This is a genomic window from Streptomyces flavotricini, assembly GCF_020639365.1.
Lineage (GTDB): Bacteria > Actinomycetota > Actinomycetes > Streptomycetales > Streptomycetaceae > Streptomyces > Streptomyces flavotricini.
On the sequence record NZ_JAINUL010000001.1, the window covers coordinates 1,831,775 to 1,850,339 of the forward strand.

Consider the following 18,565-nt stretch of genomic DNA (forward strand, 5'->3'; position numbering starts at 1 on the left):
GGGTGACGGGAGTCATCGGGGCCGGGAACATGGGCGAGGTCCACCGGGCCGAGGACCTGCACCGCGCGGAGGGCGACGTGACGCGTACCGTCGCCGTGAAGACCGTGCTCCGCCGCCGCTCCGGAGCCGTGCTCGACACCGGTGCGGATGCCAAGGCCGTCCAGCGGTTCGCCCGTGAGGTCCGGATCATGCGCCGTCTGGAACACCCGAACCTCACCCGCCTCATCGACGGCGGTGTCGACGACGCCGACGGCGGGCGCCCGTACCTCGTCATGGAGTACCTCGACGGCGAGACCCTGCGTGACCTGATCGAGGAGGAACGGCAGCTTCCCGTCTCCTGGGCCGTCGCGATCGGCGCTCAGATCGCCGCAGGTCTGGCCGCGGCGCACATGGCGGGCGTCGTCCACCGCGATCTGAAGCCGGCCAACACCATGCTGATCACCGGCGGCACCGTGAAGGTGCTCGACTTCGGGATGGGCCGGATCGCCGACGATCCGGAGGAGACCCGGCTCACCAGCACCGGCGTCAGCGTCGGCACGGCCCGCTACATGGCACCCGAGCAGTTCGAAGCCAAGCAGGTCACACAGGCAGCCGACCTCTACGCCCTGGGCTGTGTCCTGTACGAGATGCTGGCCGGGGTACCGCCGTTCACCAGCGGATCGGCCTACGAGCTGGGGCGCAAACACGTCGAGGAAGAGCCGACGTCGGTGCGGCTCGTACGGCCGGCCGTACCTGCCGGACTGGCCCGTCTGGTGGACCGGCTGCTGGCCAAGGACCCCGCCGAGCGGCCCGCCGACGCCGTCGCCGTCCGCGATGCCCTGCTGCCCCTGCTCCCCGATGCCTTCGCGGCGGATGGGACCCACCCCGGCGATGAAGCCTCCGCACTCCCCCACTGGAGCGCCCTCGACCCGGTGCGCGTCCTGCGGCACACCACCAGCCCGACGACGGCCACCGCACCCGCACCGGTCGCGGAGAAGCGGCCCTCCGCGGGTCCCGGCGGCGCCGGGATGGACGTCTTCGGCGTGCACAGCACCCTGATCAAGGACTACCGCTCCTTCACCGAGGGCGGCACCGTCATCCGGGACGACCGCATCGCCGCGTTCGTCGAGGACGACCTGAACGCGAAGTCGCAGTGGCCGGACCCGTGGCTGTCCCTCAACCCCTTCTTCGCGGGCGGCGGCACGGTCGTCGAGCTGGCCGGGCAGGGCGTCCTGCACCGCGAATGCGCGCAGATCTTCCAGGCCCGGAAGACTCCGGGCGCCACGGTATGTGACGGCCGCCCGCTGACCCTCCACCAGCACCAGCGCGAGGCGATCGACGCCGCCGCGTCCGGTGACTCGTACGTGCTGACCACCGGTACCGGCTCCGGCAAGTCGCTGTCGTACATCATCCCGATCGTCGACCGGGTGCTGCGCGAGCGGGAGGCGGAGGGACCGCGCTCCGCCAAGCGCGTGCGGGCGATCGTCGTGTACCCGATGAACGCCCTCGCCAACAGCCAGCTGAAGGAGCTGGAGAAGTACCTGCGGGACGGGTACGGCGAGGGCCGCGAGCCGGTCACCTTCGCCCGCTACACCGGCCAGGAGGACGACCAGCGCCGCAAGGAGATCCGCGACAACCCGCCGGACATCCTCCTCACCAACTACGTGATGCTGGAGCTGATGCTGACCCGGCCGGCCGACCGCGCCAGCCTGATCAGCATGGCCCGCGGCCTGGAGTTCCTCGTCTTCGACGAACTGCACACCTACCGCGGCCGGCAGGGCGCCGACGTCGCCCTGCTCATCCGCCGGGTACGCGAGGCCTGCCAGGCCGAGCGGCTCCAGTGCGTCGGCACCTCCGCCACCATGTCCACCGAGGGCACGGTGGACGACCAGCGCAAAGTGGTCGCCGACACGGCGAGCACCCTCTTCGGTACGGTCGTCCGCCCCCGGAACGTCATCGTCGAGACCCTGATCCGGGCGACCGACGAGGCACCCGGGACCGTCCCGGCCGAGCGGCTCCGCGCGCCCGCCGCCCCCCGCGCCTACGCCGACCTGGTCCGCGACCCGCTGGCCCGCTGGATCGAGACCCGGTTCGGCCTGGCGGTGGACGCCGGCCGGCTGGTACGCCGGCAGCCGGCGAAGATCGAGGTCGCGGCACAGGAGCTCGCCGACGCCTCGGGCGTGGACGCCCAGCAGTGCCGGGACGCGATCCGCGCCACCCTGGAGTCCGGCTCGGAGGCACGCCACCCCGTGACCGAACGGCCCCTGTTCGCGTTCCGGCTGCACCAGTTCCTCTCCATGGGCGACACGGTCTACGTCACCCTGGAGGGAAAGCTCACCCGCCACCACACGCGCTCCTACCAGCTCGAACAGCCGGGCAGCGGCGGCAAGCTGCTGATACCGCTGGCGTTCTGCCGGGAGTGCGGCCAGGAGTACCTCACGGTGTGGCGTACGGAGAAGGACGGCGAGGTCCGCTACGAGGCCCGCCGGGACACCATGGCGACCGGCGGACGGCAGGGCGACGGCTACCTGTACGTCGACCACGACCGGCCCTGGCCTTCGACCACGCAGTACGCGGTGGACGACCGGCGGCTGCCCGAGTCCTGGCTGGAGCTCGACGACAAGGGCCAGGAAGTCGTCAAGAAGACCTACCGCGACCGGGTCCCGCGCGCGATCACCGTGGACCCGCGCGGCATCGAGGGCCAGGGCGACCTGCAGGCCGCCTTCATCCCCTCGCCCTTCCTGTTCTGCCTCCACTGCGGTGTGGCGTACGAACAGACCCGCGGCAAGGACTTCGCGAAGCTGGCCACCCTCGACCAGGAAGGTCGCTCCTCGGCCACCTCCCTGATCTCCGCCTCCGTGGTGAAGTCACTGAAGGCGGTCCCGGACGAAGCCCTGGACAAGGAGGCCCGCAAGCTCCTCACCTTCGTCGACAACCGCCAGGACGCCTCGCTCCAGGCCGGCCACTTCAACGACTTCGTCCAGATCACCCAGCTGCGCGGGGCGCTCTACCGGGCCGCCCTCGAAGCGGGCGAGGACGGCATCCCGCACGAGGAGCTGGCCACCCGCGTCGGGGAGGCCCTCGCCCTCGGCCTCGTCGACTACACCGGCGAGAGCGAGCTCGCGCCGTCGATCGCACGCGCCGCCGCCAAGACCCTCCGCGACGTCATCGCGTTCCGGCTCTACCTGGACCTGGAGCGCGGCTGGCGCATCACCATGCCCAACCTGGAACAGACCGGCCTGCTGGAGATCGACTACGAGGACCTGGACTGGGTCGCGGCCAAGCAGGACCGCTGGGACGGCACCCACGAGAAGCTGCGCACCGCCGACTCCGCCCTGCGCGCCGAGATCATGAAGGCACTGCTCAACGAGATGCGCCGGTCCCTGGCCATCGACGTGTCCTACTTCCGGGACGACTTCGACGCACTCCAGCGGGCGAGCGAGGAACGGCTCGTCGACCCGTGGGTCCTGTCCGCCTCCGACCGGCCCAAAGTGGGCACCGCCTACCCGCACCCCTCGGGCAAGGGCATGGACCGCTCGGCGCTGTTCCTGTCCGCCCGCGGCAAGTTCGGCAAGTACCTGTGCCGTGCGGACCGCAAGTTCAAGGAACTCGACACCGACGAACTCCAGCTGGTCATCGAGCAGCTGCTGAAGGTCCTGGCGAAGGCCGGGCTGGTGAAGGAGGTCTCCGAGGCCCCGCAGCGCGCCGGCCGCTTCCGCCGCCCGACGGGCCCAGCCACGATCGGCTACCGGGTCGCCGCGCAGTCCCTGGTCTGGCGGGCCGGCAAGGGCGAGACCGGTACGCACGATCCGCTGACCCGCACCTACCAGAGCGGCGACGGCCCCCGGGTGAACACCTTCTTCCGCGAGCTGTACAAGGACGCGGCGGGCGCCCTGGCCGGCCTGTTCGCCCGCGAGCACACGGCGCAGGTCTCCCCGCAGGAGCGGGAGCAGCGTGAGGAGGCCTTCCGCAAGGCCGAGCTGAAGTTGCTGTACTGCTCGCCGACCATGGAACTGGGCGTCGACATCTCCTCGCTCAACGCGGTGATGATGCGCAACGTCCCCCCGACGCCCGCCAACTACGCCCAGCGCTCGGGCCGGGCCGGCCGCAGTGGCCAGCCCGCCCTGGTCACCACGTACTGCGCCACCGGCAACAGCCACGACCAGTACTACTTCCGCCGCTCCGAGCGGATGGTGGCGGGCGCGGTCGCCCCGCCCCGCCTGGACCTCGCCAACGAGGATCTGGTCCGCTCCCACCTCCAGGGGATCTGGATCGCGGAGGCGGGCCTGAAGCTGGGCCGCGCCATCCCGGACGTCCTCGACGTCTCCTATCCCGACACCGGAGAGCGGCCCGCCCCGGACCTGAACCTGCACCCGGAGATCCTGGCCGCGTCCCTTGACAAGGACGCCCAGCGCCGCACCGTCGACGCGTCCCAGCGCGTCCTCGGCCCGCTGCTGCCCGACTTCGCCGACACCACCTGGTGGTACGACGAGTGGATCCAGGACCAGGTCCGCACGGTCCCCGAGCGCTTCAACCGTGCCTTCGACCGCTGGCGCAAGCTGTTCACCTCCGCGCTCGACGACCAGTTCATCCAGAACCGGCGCCGGCTCGACTACAGCCTGACGGAGGGAGACCGGATCCGGGCGAACTCCCGCCGTCGTGAGGCCGAGACCCAGCTGAACCTGCTGATGAACGAGAGCGTCGACAGCAAGTCGGTCCTCTCGGACTTCAACCCGTACCGCTATCTCGCCTCCGAGGGCTTCCTGCCCGGCTACAGCTTCCCGCGGCTGCCGCTCGCCGCGTACATCCCGACCGTCGGCCACCGCCGCGGCAACGGCGACTTCCTCCAGCGGCCCCGCTTCCTGGCCATCCGCGAGTTCGGTCCCGGTGCGCTGATCTACCACGAGGGCGCCCGCTACCAGGTCACCCGGATCCAGCTCCCGCCGGACTCCTCCGGCGACCTCGCCACCAGCGAGGCCCGCCGCTGCGCGCAGTGCGGCTACCACCACGACCCCGAGGAGCGCAACGACCGCTGTCTCATGTGTGACGAGCCGCTCGGCTCGGCCACCTACGGGCTCCTCCACCTCCACACCGTGTACACCACGCGCCGCGAGCGGATTTCCTCCGACGAGGAGGAGCGGCGCCGCGCCGGCTTCCGGCTGGAGACCTCCTACCGCTTCCACGACCACGGCACCCGCAGCGGCCGCCTGAACGCGTCCGTCACCGACGCGGCGGGCGCTCCGGTCGCCGAGCTGGCGTACGGGGACTCGGCGACGGTCCGCATCACCAACACCGGCCGGGTGCGGGCCAAGAGCGACGAGCCGAACGGCTACTGGCTGGATCTGGCCGACGGCCGCTGGATGAACGACCGTGACGCCTCCCAGGCCTCCGGCGACTCCGCCGAGCTGCCGGTGGTCGACGAGGACGGCAACGAGCGGCGCCGCAAGAAGCGCGTCATCCCGTTCGTGGAGGACCGCCGCAACATCCTGGTCCTCACGCTCGACGAGGCCCTCCCCGAGCCGATCGCGCTGTCGCTGATGTACGCGCTGGAGCGGGGCATCGAGGCCGCCTTCGAGCTGGAGGACGCCGAGCTCACCAGCGAGCTGCTGCCCCCGGACAACGGCCCCCGCCGCCGCATCCTCTTCACCGAGGCCGCCGAGGGCGGGGCGGGCGTCCTGCGCCGCCTCCAGGCGGAGAAGGGCGCACTGGCGAAGGCGGCCCGGCAGGCCCTCGCCATCTGCCACTTCGACGAGGACGGCACGGACCAGGGCGGCCCCCACCCGGACCGCCCTTGCGCCCTGGGCTGCTACGAGTGCCTGCTGACCTACGGCAACCAGCTGGGCCACTCCCTCATCAACCGACACGCGGCAAAGGAGCTGCTGGTCCGCTTCGCCTCGGCCACGGCCGTGCGCGAGACGCGCGGCGAGTCCCGCTCGGAGCAGTTCCGCCGCCTCCTCGACCAGGCGCCGGACGCTCCCGCCACCACGCGGTTGGAGGCCGCGGTCGAGGAAGCCGTCGCGGTCGCCCAGGACAACCTGCTCACCTGGCTGAAGGCACGCGGCCTGCGCCTGCCCGACGAGAGCGAGACCCTGATCACCGAGGCGAACGCCCTCGCGGACTACGTGTACAGGCTGCCCGGCGTCAATCTGGCGGTCTTCGTCGACCTGCCGGGGACCGAGCCGACGGCGCTGCGCGACGAGGACGCCGAAGAGCGCCTCCTGGACGCCCGCTGGGACGTCGTCCGCTTCCCGCACGACGCCGACTGGGACAAGCTCGTCGCCCCGCACGCCCGCTACTTCGGCACCCCTTCCGCTCACTGACTTCCGCCAACTGACACGAGGACGAGACGACTCATATGGCACTGACGTACACCGCGGGTTCCCTCGTGACGGCCCGCGGCCGCGAGTGGGTGGTGCTGCCCGAGAGCGAGCCCGACCTGCTCGTCCTGCGCCCCCTCGGCGGTTCGGACGACGACATCGCCGCGGTGTTCCCGGCGTTCGAGGAGGTGAAGGGCGCCGAGTTCGCGGCCCCCGAGCCCTCCGACCTCGGCGACCAGCGTGCAGCCGGCCTGCTGCGCACCGCCCTGCGCATCGGCTTCCGGTCGGGCGCGGGCCCGTTCCGCTCCCTGGCCGGTATCGCGGTGGAGCCGCGCGCCTACCAGCTGGTGCCCCTCCTCATGGCCCTGCGCCAGCAGACCGTCCGCATGCTGATCTCGGACGACGTCGGCATCGGCAAGACCGTCGAGGCGGGCCTGATCGCGAGCGAGCTCCTCGCCCAGGGCGAGGCGACGGGCCTGGCCGTGCTCTGCTCCCCGGCGCTCGCCGAGCAGTGGCAGCAGGAGCTGCGCACGAAGTTCGGCATCGACGCGGAGCTGGTCCTCTCCTCGACCGTCTCCCGCCTCGAACGCGGCCTGGACCTCGGCCAGTCCCTGTTCGACCGCTACCCCCACGTCATCGTCTCAACCGACTTCATCAAGTCCCCGCGCCACCGCGACGACTTCGTCCGCCACTGCCCCGACCTGGTGATCGTGGACGAGGCCCACACCTGCGTCGCCGCCGAGGACACCGCCTCCGGTGCCCAGAACCAGCTCCGCTACGAGCTGCTGCGCCGCGTCGCCGAGGACACCGAGCGCCACCTGGTCCTGGTGACGGCGACCCCGCACAGCGGCAAGGAGTCCGCGTTCCGCAACCTGCTGGGGCTGGTCAAGCCGGAGCTGGCGCAGGTGAACCTGGAGTCGGAGTCGGGCAGGAAGCTCCTCGCCCAGCACTTCGTGGCCCGCAAGCGGGCGGACGTACGCCAGTACCTGACCAAGGAGGACGGCCTCGGCGACGACAGCCTCGCCGAGCGCACCGCCTTCCCCTCCGACCGGTACTTCAAGGACGAGACGTACAAGCTGTCCCCGGCCTACCGGGCCCTGCTGGACGACGCCATCGCGTACGCGAGCGAGCGCGTCGAGGCGGCCGGCAGCCAGGGCAAGCGGGAGGCCCGCATCGCCTGGTGGTCGGCGATCGCCCTGCTGCGCTCCCTGGTGTCCTCGCCGCGGGCCGCGTCCCAGACCCTGCGCACCCGCTCGGCCGCGGCCATCGCGGCCTCCGCCGAGGAGGCCGACCGGCTCGGCGCCCCGCTCAACAGCGACGCCGCCGACAGCGACACTCTCGAAGGCATGGACGTGGCACCCGGCGCGGAGACGGACGGCACGGGCGACCGCCTGTCCGAGCTCGCGGAGCGGGCGGCAGCCCTTGAGGGCGTCGGCGACGACCTCAAGCTGAAGGCCCTGATCAAGCACCTGAAGGCCCTGCTCGCGGACGGCTACCACCCGATCGTCTTCTGCCGCTACATCCCGACGGCCGAGTACCTGGAGGCCGAGCTGGGCGCGGGCGAGACCGAGGACGGCAAGAAGAAGCGCTCCCCACTCGGCGCCAACACGGTCGTCAAGGCCGTCACCGGCACGCTCTCCCCGCAGCAGCGGGTCCAGCGCATCGAGGAGCTGGCGGCCGAGGCCGGCGCGGACAAGGCCGCCCGCCGCGTCCTGATCGCCACCGACTGCCTGTCCGAGGGCGTCAACCTCCAGCACTACTTCGACGCCGTCCTCCACTACGACCTGGCCTGGAACCCGACCCGCCACGACCAGCGCGAGGGCCGCGTCGACCGGTACGGGCAGAAGCGCGACGAGGTCCGCGTGATCACCCTGTACGGCGATGACAACGGCATCGACGGCAAGGTCCTGGAAGTGCTCATCAAGAAGCACCGGCAGATCAAGAAGGACCTCGGCATCTCGGTCTCCGTACCCGACGAGCTGTCCACGGGCGTCACGGACGCCATCGTCGAGTGGCTCCTGATGCGCGGCCGGGAGCAGGAGGACGCCCTGTTCAGCGCGGACGCCTTCAAGGTGAGCACGGCGAGGCTGGACAGCGACTGGAACTCGGCCGCCGAGCGGGAGAAGGCCTCCCGCTCCCGGTTCACGCAGCGCTCGATCCACCCGCAGGAGGTGGCCCGGGAGGTCGCGGCGGTCCGTGAGGCCCTGGGCGGCACGGGCGAGGTGGACACCTTCGTCCGCGAGTCGCTGCACGCGCTGGGCGCCGTACTCCGGGGCGTCGGCGAGGACTTCACCGCCCAGGTCGGCGGCACCCCGGCGGGCCTGCGCGACGCGCTCGCGCCGGTCGTGGGCGCGGAGGTGGTGGAGAAGGACCGCCCGATCCCCTTCCTCAGCGATCCCGCGGTCGGCCGCGGCGAGGCAGCCCTGGTCCGCACCGACCCGGTGGTCGGCGCCCTCGCCGCCCACGTCCTGAACGCCGCCCTGGACACCCAGGCCGACGGCGCCCGCCCGGCCCGCCGCTGCGGCGTCATCACCACGGACGCGGTCACCACCCGCACCACCCTCCTCCTGGTCCGCTACCGCTTCCACCTCACGCTCCCCTCCCGCACGGGCGACAAGCAGCTGGTCGCGGAGGACGCCCGCCTGCTGGCCTTCCAGGGCTCCCCGAAGAACGCGGTGTGGCTGCCGCAGGAACAGGCCATCGCCCTTCTCGACGCCACGGCCACCGAGAACACCGATCCGTACTTCGGCGAACGCACGATGACCCGCATCCTGGACCAGCTCCCGGACGTGTCCGACCACCTCGCCGAGTACGGCGACGAACTGGCCGCCGACCTCGACGCCTCGCACCGCCGCGTGCGCGCCGCGTCCGGCGACATCGTCCGCGGCCTGACGGTCACCGCCCAGAAGCCCGCCGACATCCTCGGCGCCTACGTCTACCTGCCCGCCGCCGTCGCCGCCGGAGTGTCCGCCTGATGTCTGCCACCACCCGCAACCAGGTCTTCACCGCCGTCCAGACGGTCGGCGCGCTCCTTCCGGCCGACATGCTGGTCCGGATCTCCGAGGGCAAGGACGTCCCCGGCTCGAAGCCCGCCGATTACGGCCTGCCAACGTCGCGTTCGGTACGGGATGAGGCCGAGCGCAGCTGGGAGTACCTCAAGCCACTCTGGCGCGACCTGCGCAAGCGCCTTCCGGGGCACGAGGAGACGGGCCAGCCCGCCGCCGACCCGACGGGCCTGGCGGGCAGCGACTGGCTGACCCCGCTCTGGCGCGAACTGGGCTTTGGCCCGCTGACGCCGGTCGGCCCGGCCGGCATCACGGCCGACTCCGACGCGGAGAAGTCCTTCCCCGTCTCCCACCGCTGGCGCCACGCCCTCATCCACCAGGCCCCCTGGAACGCCAACCTGGACAAGCGCCCCAACGGCGCGGGCACGGTCCCGCCGCAGTCGATGCTCCAGGAGTGCCTGAACCGCGTCGACGCCCACCTGTGGGCCGTCCTGACGAACGGCCGCCAGGTCCGCCTGCTGCGCGACTCCAGCGCCCTGGCCACGGCTTCGTACGTCGAGTTCGACCTGGAAGCGATCTTCGACGGCGAGCTGTTCAGCGAGTTCGTCCTGCTGTACCGCACGCTGCACGTGTCCCGCTTCGAGATCGCGGAGGACGCGGCCCCGTCGGCGTGCTGGCTGGAAAAGTGGCGCACGGAGGCCATCGCCTCGGGCACGCGGGCGCTGGACCAGCTCCGCAAGGGCGTCCAGGAGGCGATCACCGCACTGGGTACGGGCTTCCTCCGCCACCCGGCGAACGCCGCCCTGCGCGAGGACGTCCAGCCGAAGGCCCTCCAGGCGGCCCTGCTGCGGCTGGTGTACCGCCTGCTGTTCATCTTCGTCGCCGAGGACCGCGAAGCGCTGCTGTCCCCGAAGGCGGACCACCAGGCCCGCGACCGCTACGCGGCCTACTTCTCCTCGGCCCGGCTGCGCGCGCACGCCCGCAAGCGCCGGGGCACGGCCCACGGTGACCTGTACGAGGCCCTGGGTATCGTCCTCGCGGCGCTGGGCGACGAGGCCGGCCGCCCGGAACTGGCCCTGCCGGGCCTCGGCGGTCTGTTCAACGACACGGACGCGGACGCCCCGCTGCGCGACCTGAAGCTGTCCAACGAGGCCCTGCTGACGGCTGTACGGCACCTCTCCCAGGTCCGTGACGGCAGCCGCTGGCGGGCCGTGGACTACCGCCACCTGGACGCGGAGGAACTGGGCTCCGTCTACGAGTCCCTGCTGGAGCTGGAACCGAAGCACAGTGCGTCGGAGCGCACGTTCACCCTGGTCGAGGTCGCGGGCAACACCCGTAAGACGACGGGCAGCTACTACACCCCGTCCTCGCTCATCGAGTGCCTGCTGGACTCGACGCTTGACCCGGTGATCGCGGACGCGGTCAAGCGCGGCGAGGAGGCAGCCACGGCCGCCGGCGCCGCCGCCGACCCGGCGGACTCCATCGTCAACGAGCTGCTGTCCCTCACGGTCTGCGACCCGGCCTGTGGCTCCGGCCACTTCCTGGTGGCGGCGGCCCGCCGCATCGCCAAGCAGGTGGCGGCGGTCCGCGAACGCAACCCCGAGCCGACGCTCGACGCGGTCCGCCACGCCCTCCACGAGGTCGTCGCCCGATGCATCTACGGCGTAGACCTCAACCCGATGGCGGTCGAGCTGGCCAAGGTTTCGCTGTGGCTGGAGGCCCTGGAGCCGGGCAAGCCGCTGGGCTTCCTGGACGCGCACGTCAAGCACGGCAACGGACTGATCGGGGCGACGCCCAAGCTGCTCGCCGACGGCGTCCCCAACGACGCCTTCAAACCCATCGAGGGTGACGACAAGAAGACCGCCGCCGATCTCCAGAAGCGCAACCGCATCCAGCGGGGTGGTCAGGATGAACTCCTCTTCGACACCGCCGGCCCTCTCGACAACAGTCGTTACGCAGCCGAGCTGGCCCGCATCACCGCCGCCCCCGCAGACTCTCTGGCCCAGGTCCGCGATCAGGAGTCGGCGTACCGCGCCTACATGGAGTCCGCCGACTACCTACAGGACCTGCACGCCGCCGACGCCTGGTGCGCCGCCTTCGTCTGGCCCAAGCAGCCGGACGCCCCTGAGGCCCCCACAGACCAGGTCTTCCGCGCCCTGCGTGGGCGGGACCAGGCATCGGTCCCGGACACCACCCACACCGAGACACTTCGCCTCCGCGACACCTACGGCTTCTTCCACTGGCATCTGGAGTTTCCCGAGGTCTTCTCCGTCCCGGAATCAGGTGCAGGCATCCAGCCGGAGACAGGCTGGGTGGGGGGCTTCGACGCGGTGGTGGGGAATCCGCCATGGGAGCGCGTCAAGCTCCAGGAACAGGAGTTCTTCGCCCAGCGCGACCCGGAGATCGCCAACGCGACGAACGCGGCTGCCCGGAAGCGCCTGATCGCCCAACTCAAGGAAGACCAGGACGGACAGGTTCTCTACGGGGAATTCGAGGCCAGCAAGCGCCGCGCCGAGGGCGAGAGCCATTTCCTCCGCCTCAGCGGCCGCTTCCCGCTCACCGGCCGTGGCGACATCAACACATACGCCGTCTTCGCCGAAACCGACCGCATCCTGACAGGCCCGCGCGGTCGCACGGGGATCATCGTCCCGACGGGCATCGCGACGGACGCGACGACACAATTCTTCTTCAAGTCGCTGCTTACCAAGGGCCAGTTGGCGGCACTATACGACTTCGAGAACGAGGAAAAGATCTTCCCCGGAGTCCACAACCAGATGCGCTTCTGCCTGCTCATGCTTCGGGGCGCTGGCAGCCTGAACGAGCCGACGCAGATGGTGTTCAAGGTGCGCCAAGCCGACCAGATCGCCGAGCGGCGATACCAACTGGCGGCCGACGACATCCTCCGAATGAACCCCAACACAGGCACCTGCCCGGTCTTCAGCACTCGCCGGGATGCCGAGATCACGCTGGGCATCTACCGTCGTATGCCCGTCCTCATCGACGAGTCCCGCAAGGACGGCAACCCATGGGGCATGTCGTTCATGGCCATGTTCCACATGTCGAACGATTCCCACCTCTTCCGCCCCGACGCCCAGCACGGCGAGACCTTCGAGAGCCTCCTCAAGGACGGCTGGAGCCTGGAGAGCAACGTCCTGGTACGCGAAGACGAGCGGCTCCTCCCCCTGCACGAGGCCAAGATGCTGCACCACTTCGACCACCGCTTCTCAACGTACGAGGGCGCTACTGAAAAGCAGCTCAACAAGGGCACGCTGCCGCGCTTCACCTTGGAGGAGCACCAGGACGCTGCGGCTGCCCCAATGCCACGCTACTGGGTTCCTAAACAGGACCTTCCCACAGGTGAGTTCGATAGGAACGGCCTAGAGATCAAGCTCGCGGGCGTCGACTCCCGCCTCGCAGCCAAGGGGTGGAACCGGGGCTGGCTTCTCGGCTGGCGTGACATCTGCCGCGCCAGTGATGAACGAACCATGATTGTTTCGGCATTTCCGCGTACGGCAGCGCCTGACGGCACGTTGTTGATGCTTCCGGGCCGGGGACCCGTGGCTGGTCTTCTTGCAGGCTTGTCGTCGTTCGCCCTGGACTTCGCTGCTCGCCAGAAGGTCGGTGGCACTCACCTAAAGTTCTTCACGGCGTACCAGCTGCCCATCCCGATGCCAGCTCAGCTTGCTGTACACGACACCTTTATTTCGCCACGCGTGTTGGAACTCGTCTACACCGCCAGCGACATGCAGCCGCTTGCATCTGACCTCGGCGACACGGGCGCCCCCTTCCGCTGGGACCCGGATCGCCGCGCGGCGATCCGCTCCGAGCTGGACGCCTTCTTCTTTCACCTGTACGGCGTCACGCGCGCCGACACGTCTTACGTCCTCGACACCTTCAATGTCACCCGCGACAACGACATCAAGGCGTACGGCACGTACCGGACCAAGGAGCTGATCCTCGCCGAGTACGACCGGATGGCCACCGCCGGCGTCAGCATGGAGAACCCGTTGATCGACGGGGAGAACTACACCTCGACCCTCACGCCGCCCCCGGGCCACGGCCCCCGGCACCCGGCAGCTTGACACCCGCCAACGCCTACGCGGCCCGGACCGGAGGGGAAGCCACGGTCCGGGCCGTGACCCGAAAGGGGTCGACCATGGATGACGAGATCCAGCTGTTCAGAGACGGTGATGGCTTGGCGGTCATCGGAGACCCGGCGGCGGTCGAACGCTTCCTCGTCTCAGAAGGACTGCCGGTGAAGGGCCTCGGGACGCGACGGTTCGGGCCCGCCCTCGGCAGCGCGTCCGGATTCGCGCAGGTGGGTTCCGACATCGCCGCCGGCTCGGGTCGCTGGGTGAAGCTGACCAAGGAGTCCGCGCAGCGTATCGACAAGATCGGGCTGAGGAAGAGCGCCACGACGGGTCTCGAAACAGGCGTGCTGAAGGGACCCAAGGGCCAGGTCAAAGGGTTCGTCGAGTTCGTGAAGGGGTCGGGACCGCTCAAGGGCAACCCGGCCCAGCTGGCGGGCATCGCGACGGTCATGGCGCAGTTCGCGATGCAGCAGGCCATGGACGAGATTGCCGACTACCTCGCCACGATCGACGAGAAGGTCGACGACGTGCTCCGCGCCCAGCAGGACCAGGCGCTGGCGCAGATGATCGCGGTGGACCTCGAGATCAAGGACGCCCTCACCATCCGGGAGAAGGTGGGCCGGGTTTCCGAGGTCACGTGGTCGAAGGTGCAGAACATGCCGACGACGATCGCGTACGCCCAGGCGTACGCGCTGCGTCAGCTCGACGCGCTCGCGGAGAAGACGGAGCGCAAGAGCAAGATCGGTGAACTGGCCAAGGTGTCCAAGGAGATCGAGTCCAAGGCGCGGGAGTGGCTCGCCGTTCTGGCGCACTGCTTCCGGCTCCAGGAAGCGTTCGCCGTACTCGAACTCGACCGGGTACGGGAAACGGATCCGCACGAGTTGGACTCGCACCGCCTAGGGCTTCGGGCCGCCAGGAAGAACCGGATGGATCTCATCTCGGAGAGCACCGAGCGTCTGGTGGACAGGATGCACACGGCCGCCGGCACGGCCAACGCGAAGGTGCTGCTGCACCCGACCACTTCCCGCGAGGTGGTGCACGCGCGGAACCACGTCGAGGTCGCCGTCGTCGATTTCCACGGACGGCTCGGGATCGAGCGCGATCAGGAGTCGTTGGAGGCGCGACGTTGGAAGGACGCGGCCGTGGAGGTGAGGGACAAGGCGCTGGAGAAGGGCGCGGAGAACGTCGATGCCGCCCGGCGCCTGGGCACCGAGACGCTCGGCCGGGCTAAGTCGGCGACGGGCAAGCTCTCCAGCGGGATCGCCAATCGAGCGCTCCGCCGACACGGGGGCGACGACGAAGGCTGAGAGAGGCGGCAACCGTCAGCCACGTGGGCTCCCGGTGGACTGGGCCAGTGAGCACCTCGGGATTGCGACAGGCCTCGACAGGCCTCACGTGAGCCGTTCCGGCCTTGTCAGTGTCCGTCTGGATGCTGCTCGTCGCCGGCGTGTCCTCCGGAATCACCGTCGCCGTTGTCGGAGGCGGCAGCGGCGACAGCGAGGGCGTCGCCGCGCCGCCGGTCAGCCCGTCGATATGGCAGGACACCCGCACCTATCCCGCCCATCCCCCGCAAGGGCCGGGGGCGGTCCCAGCGCGTCACCCACCGTCGAGGGCTTCGTCATGGGGGAGAAGGCGAAGAGCGGCGGTGAGACGGCAGACCGTCGTGAGGCTCGCTGCCGACGCCACGTGGAGCTGACGCCCCGACCCCGCAGAATCCCAGCCCGGCACCATCTGGACGGCCGGTCAGCGTCGACCGGTCGCCACGAAAGGATCGTTCATGGAGCCTCGCGGCTACCGCATGGTCGTGTCGACCCGGCAGGACTTCGTCACCACGTCCGCTCATGTCGAGCGGCAGCTCTACGCATGGCTCGAAGGCAAGCGCTACGACACGTCGGCGCTCGATGAGGGGCGCAACGACATCGCCCCGAACGTGACCCTGGATCAGGACTCCTCGTCCGGCCAGCACGGCGCGTATACACGCTGGCGGATGCGCGAGACACCGTCGCCGCAGATCGGGACATGGCAGTCCACACTCGTCGTCCGCGCGGACCTCCAGGACGATCAGCGCCGCACCTGGATCCAGGTCGACATCGAGAACCGGCCGTCCCTCCCCGGACGGTTCCCCACCCCCGCGAACACCCCCGGCATCGCGCGCCTGCTCCTGGACGCGCTCGACGCCGGGGACGGCCTGGCCGAGGTGAAGGCGAAGCCGACGTTCATCGAACCGGAGGACGTGCCGGAGGTCATCGAGGAACTGTGCGACACCGAGCGTCGGCTGCCGATCGTCGTTGCCAGCGTCCCCTACGGCGTGGACGCGGACGGCTGGGCGGAGGGAACCGTGGAGCAGGCGTTCAAGCACCTGCCCGGCCTGGCCACGCTGTACGTCCTGTCGCCCGAGGCCCAGCCGGCGTTCAACGAAGTGCTCGGATTCCACCCTGTGTTCGGCGGAGGCATCCGAACTTACCTTCCGGGCGTCGATCCCGCGTGGAAGCCCGATGCCCAGCGGCACCCCGTGATGTCTCGGAGGGCGATCGAGGCCGACATACGCAAGGCCGGGAAGATCCTTGCCGCGCTGCCGCAGCGTCAGGCCCAGCGCCACCCGCTCCCGGAGGCGCTCGCCTCACTGCCCATCCTGCGCACCCGGCCGCGTCCTCAGACACATGGCTCGGAAGTCGAGAGGCTGACGAGCGACAACACGACGCTTCGGGAGATGCTGGACGAGGCCGGGGAGTCCGAGATCGCCCAGGCGAAGAGGATCAGCGACCTCAACTCCGATCTCGACGCCGCCGATCTCACCGCGGACCAGCTCCGGGGTGAGAACGAGGAGCTCTACGACCAGTTCCAGGCCGCCCAGAGGCAGGTCCGTTTCCTCCAGGAGCGGTTGACGGAGGCGGGGCAGTACGAGCTCGCGTACGCGGCGCCCGTCGCGCCGGACATCACCTACCCCGAGACGTTCTCCGACCTCCTCGACAGGTTTGGTGAACTTCCGTACCTGAGTTTCACTGGTAAGGAGAAGACCACACGCGATCTCGACAGCCAGTCCGTGGACAACTGGCTCCAGGTGGCGTGGGACGGTCTCCTCGCCCTCAACCACTTCGCAGAGGTCTCGGCCAAGGGTGAGGCCAGCGGTGACTTCCTCAGCTGGTGCAAGGGGGAGAAGTCCCGGAGCTATCCGTTCCCGGCGGCGAAGGTGGCGATGCGGGAGTCGGACCGAGTCGCTCAGGACGAGAAGATGCGCAAGCAGCGGATGCTGCCGGTGCCGGAGGAGGTGGAAGAGAAGGGGGTGGTCTTCATGCAGGCCCACCTGAAGATCGGTCTGGGCAACACGGTCGCCCCCCGGCTGCACTTCTACGACGACACGCCTCGGACCGGAGTGGTGTATGTCGGCTACCTCGGCCCACACCTCCGGAACACCAGGACCTGAGCCGGTCCCGGCCGGCGGGTGTCCTTACCCGCTGGCCGGGCGGTGCACCGCTCAGGCGTTCGCGGCGAAGGACACAAACCGGCCCCAGCCCTCGCGCCCGACAGCGAAGGCCGGGCGGGTGACGTCCTTGGAGTCCCGTACATGCACAGCGGTCTCAGCAACAGCGACCTCGACGCAGCTGTCCCCCTGTGCGCTGCTGTAGCTGGACTTGAACCAGTCGAGGTCGGTCACGGTACTCATAGCGCTCCTCGCATCTGCTCAAGCAGGCCGACGGAAGCCATCGGGGAGAGGGCCTGCGAGCGCAGTCTCGCATAGCGCATGTACAGCCTGCTGACCTCTTTCCGGTCCGCGATCAGCCGCCCGTTCTCCTGACCCTCCGAGTATCCGCGCCACTGGCCATCAGGAGTCTCAAGCAACTGGATCGGCCCGGCCAGGCACGCATGCTGTTCGCTCTTCGTCGGCATGATCTGAAGGACGACACTGCGGGGTGTGATGGCTTCGATGACGTGCTCCAAGAGGTCGCGCGTGACATCCACGCCCCCGAGGCCGCGAGTGAACACGCCCTCCTCGACGATGAAGTCAAAGGTCGTGTGCGGCCTGTCCGTGAGCAACCGCTGACGCTCCAGTCGGGCGCTCACCGTGGCCTCCACTTCGGCATCCGACATCGGCGGTATGTCGTTCTCACACAGGGCGCGCATGTACGCCTCCGACTGCAACAGCCCCGGCACCAGCCGGCACTCGTACGTGCACAGGCTCACCGCCACCCGTTCCAGCCGCGCCCAGCGCCGGAACCACGCCGCCAGCCCCGGCTCGCCCCGCGTCAGATGCCGGGCCGCCTTCCGCAGCGCGCCCGTGTTGCCCAGCGCCTCCTCCGCCCGTTCCACGAAGTCCTCGTCCGGCATCCGGCGGCCCAACTCCACCGACTCCACGGTGTGTTTGGAGAACCGGACCCGCGTCCCGAACTCCACCCGGCTCAGCCCCGCATGCTCCCGCAGGGCCTGGACGACGGCCCCGAACGTCCGCAGACTGTCCGACGGGTCGGGCTCGCGCTCCCAGTCCCCCGCCGCCCCCTCGACATCGACCTCACCACCCGCGATCGTCATACGCGGCCACCTCCAAGTACGTGCATGGGTCCTCCCCGCGACTGACTGACCCAGCGTGACGGAAATCAGCTCGTACCGTCCACTCTTCGTGCCCGTACGCTGACTCCGCGTACGGGGTGGACCCCTCGCGGAACCCGCCCCACGACCGCCACCGTGGCCCCTATGAACCCCTCCTCCCCACAACTCGACACCGTCCCGGGTGTCTTCTCCCTGTTGCTGTCGTCCACCCGGCGCGGGGCCCGCCTCGGCCGGTTGCTCGCCGTCACCGAACTCCGCAGCTGGGGCGTACCCCCGAGCGTCACGGAGCGTGCCGAGCAGATCGTTGCCGAGCTGACCGCGAACGCCGTGCTCCACGGCCGGGTCCAGGGCCGGGACTTCCGGCTCGGCCTGTCGCTCTCCCCCGCTCCCCGGACCCTGCGCATCGAGGTCACCGACGCCCGCCGCGACCGGATGCCCGTGCTCCCCCAGCCCTCCAGCGGTGAGACCGGCCGCGGCCTGCTGCTTGTCTCCGAACTCGCCGACCGGTGGGGCGTCGTGCCGTATCCGCCGAGCGGCAAGACCCTGTGGGCGGAGACGGATCTGCCGTCCCTGCACCCGGCGAACGAATCCGGCCAACCGGCCGGGCAACGCCTTTGATCAAGGAATG

General features: G+C 70.0%; 8 protein-coding genes. 6 read left to right on the forward strand and 2 right to left on the reverse strand.

Annotation, left to right across the window (positions count from 1 at the left end; genetic code table 11):
• Positions 1-29 precede the first annotated feature (29 nt).
• The 5 genes from K7B10_RS08540 (at position 30) to K7B10_RS08560 (ending at position 16,816) form a co-directional block, all read left to right on the forward strand.
• A complete protein-coding gene (locus tag K7B10_RS08540; protein WP_372481542.1) occupies positions 30-6,299 on the forward strand; it encodes a protein kinase domain-containing protein in 6,270 nt (2,089 codons plus the stop codon).
• 35 nt (positions 6,300-6,334) lie between these two features.
• Positions 6,335-9,271, forward strand: a complete 2,937-nt coding sequence (locus K7B10_RS08545; protein ID WP_229335392.1) for a DUF8741 domain-containing protein — start codon at positions 6,335-6,337, stop codon at positions 9,269-9,271.
• Positions 9,271-13,383 carry an Eco57I restriction-modification methylase domain-containing protein gene (locus K7B10_RS08550; protein ID WP_229335394.1) on the forward strand — a complete coding sequence of 1,371 codons (4,113 nt, stop codon included), beginning with the start codon at positions 9,271-9,273 and terminating at the stop codon, positions 13,381-13,383. Before K7B10_RS08545 ends, K7B10_RS08550 begins: the two co-directional genes overlap by 1 nt.
• A gap of 74 nt (positions 13,384-13,457) precedes the next feature.
• The gene (locus K7B10_RS08555) at positions 13,458-14,699 is read left to right on the forward strand and encodes a hypothetical protein (protein ID WP_229335396.1); all 1,242 of its coding nucleotides are present in this window, start codon (positions 13,458-13,460) and stop codon (positions 14,697-14,699) included.
• Positions 14,700-15,169: 470 nt separating this feature from the next.
• Positions 15,170-16,816: a hypothetical protein gene (locus K7B10_RS08560; RefSeq protein ID WP_229335397.1), complete on the forward strand. Its 1,647-nt coding sequence runs from the start codon at positions 15,170-15,172 to the stop codon at positions 16,814-16,816.
• Positions 16,817-16,867: 51 nt separating this feature from the next.
• Here the strand turns inward: K7B10_RS08560 and K7B10_RS08565 are convergent, their stop codons facing one another.
• Positions 16,868-17,056 (reverse strand): DUF397 domain-containing protein, encoded by a 189-nt coding sequence (locus tag K7B10_RS08565; RefSeq protein ID WP_229335398.1) that lies wholly within the window; start codon positions 17,054-17,056, stop codon positions 16,868-16,870.
• The gene (locus tag K7B10_RS08570) at positions 17,053-17,919 is read right to left on the reverse strand and encodes a helix-turn-helix domain-containing protein (protein WP_229335399.1); all 867 of its coding nucleotides are present in this window, start codon (positions 17,917-17,919) and stop codon (positions 17,053-17,055) included. The genes K7B10_RS08565 and K7B10_RS08570 overlap by 4 nt, the downstream gene beginning before the upstream one ends.
• A 162-nt stretch (positions 17,920-18,081) precedes the next feature.
• Here K7B10_RS08570 and K7B10_RS08575 point away from each other — a divergent pair, with 162 nt between their 5' ends.
• Positions 18,082-18,555, forward strand: coding sequence for an ATP-binding protein (locus K7B10_RS08575; protein ID WP_229335400.1), 474 nt, complete (start codon positions 18,082-18,084; stop codon positions 18,553-18,555).
• Positions 18,556-18,565 lie beyond the last annotated feature (10 nt).

Excerpts from the sequence above, each read along its gene's own strand:
- K7B10_RS08540 (WP_372481542.1), top strand. The coding sequence starts at position 30 with ATGGGCGAGGTCCACCGGGCCGAGGACCTGCACCGCGCGGAGGGCGAC.
- K7B10_RS08545 (WP_229335392.1), top strand. The coding sequence starts at position 6,335 with ATGGCACTGACGTACACCGCGGGTTCCCTCGTGACGGCCCGCGGCCGC.
- K7B10_RS08550 (WP_229335394.1), top strand. The coding sequence starts at position 9,271 with ATGTCTGCCACCACCCGCAACCAGGTCTTCACCGCCGTCCAGACGGTC.
- K7B10_RS08555 (WP_229335396.1), top strand. The coding sequence starts at position 13,458 with ATGGATGACGAGATCCAGCTGTTCAGAGACGGTGATGGCTTGGCGGTC.
- K7B10_RS08560 (WP_229335397.1), top strand. The coding sequence starts at position 15,170 with ATGGAGCCTCGCGGCTACCGCATGGTCGTGTCGACCCGGCAGGACTTC.
- K7B10_RS08565 (WP_229335398.1), bottom strand. The coding sequence starts at position 17,056 with ATGAGTACCGTGACCGACCTCGACTGGTTCAAGTCCAGCTACAGCAGC.
- K7B10_RS08570 (WP_229335399.1), bottom strand. The coding sequence starts at position 17,919 with ATGACGATCGCGGGTGGTGAGGTCGATGTCGAGGGGGCGGCGGGGGAC.
- K7B10_RS08575 (WP_229335400.1), top strand. The coding sequence starts at position 18,082 with ATGAACCCCTCCTCCCCACAACTCGACACCGTCCCGGGTGTCTTCTCC.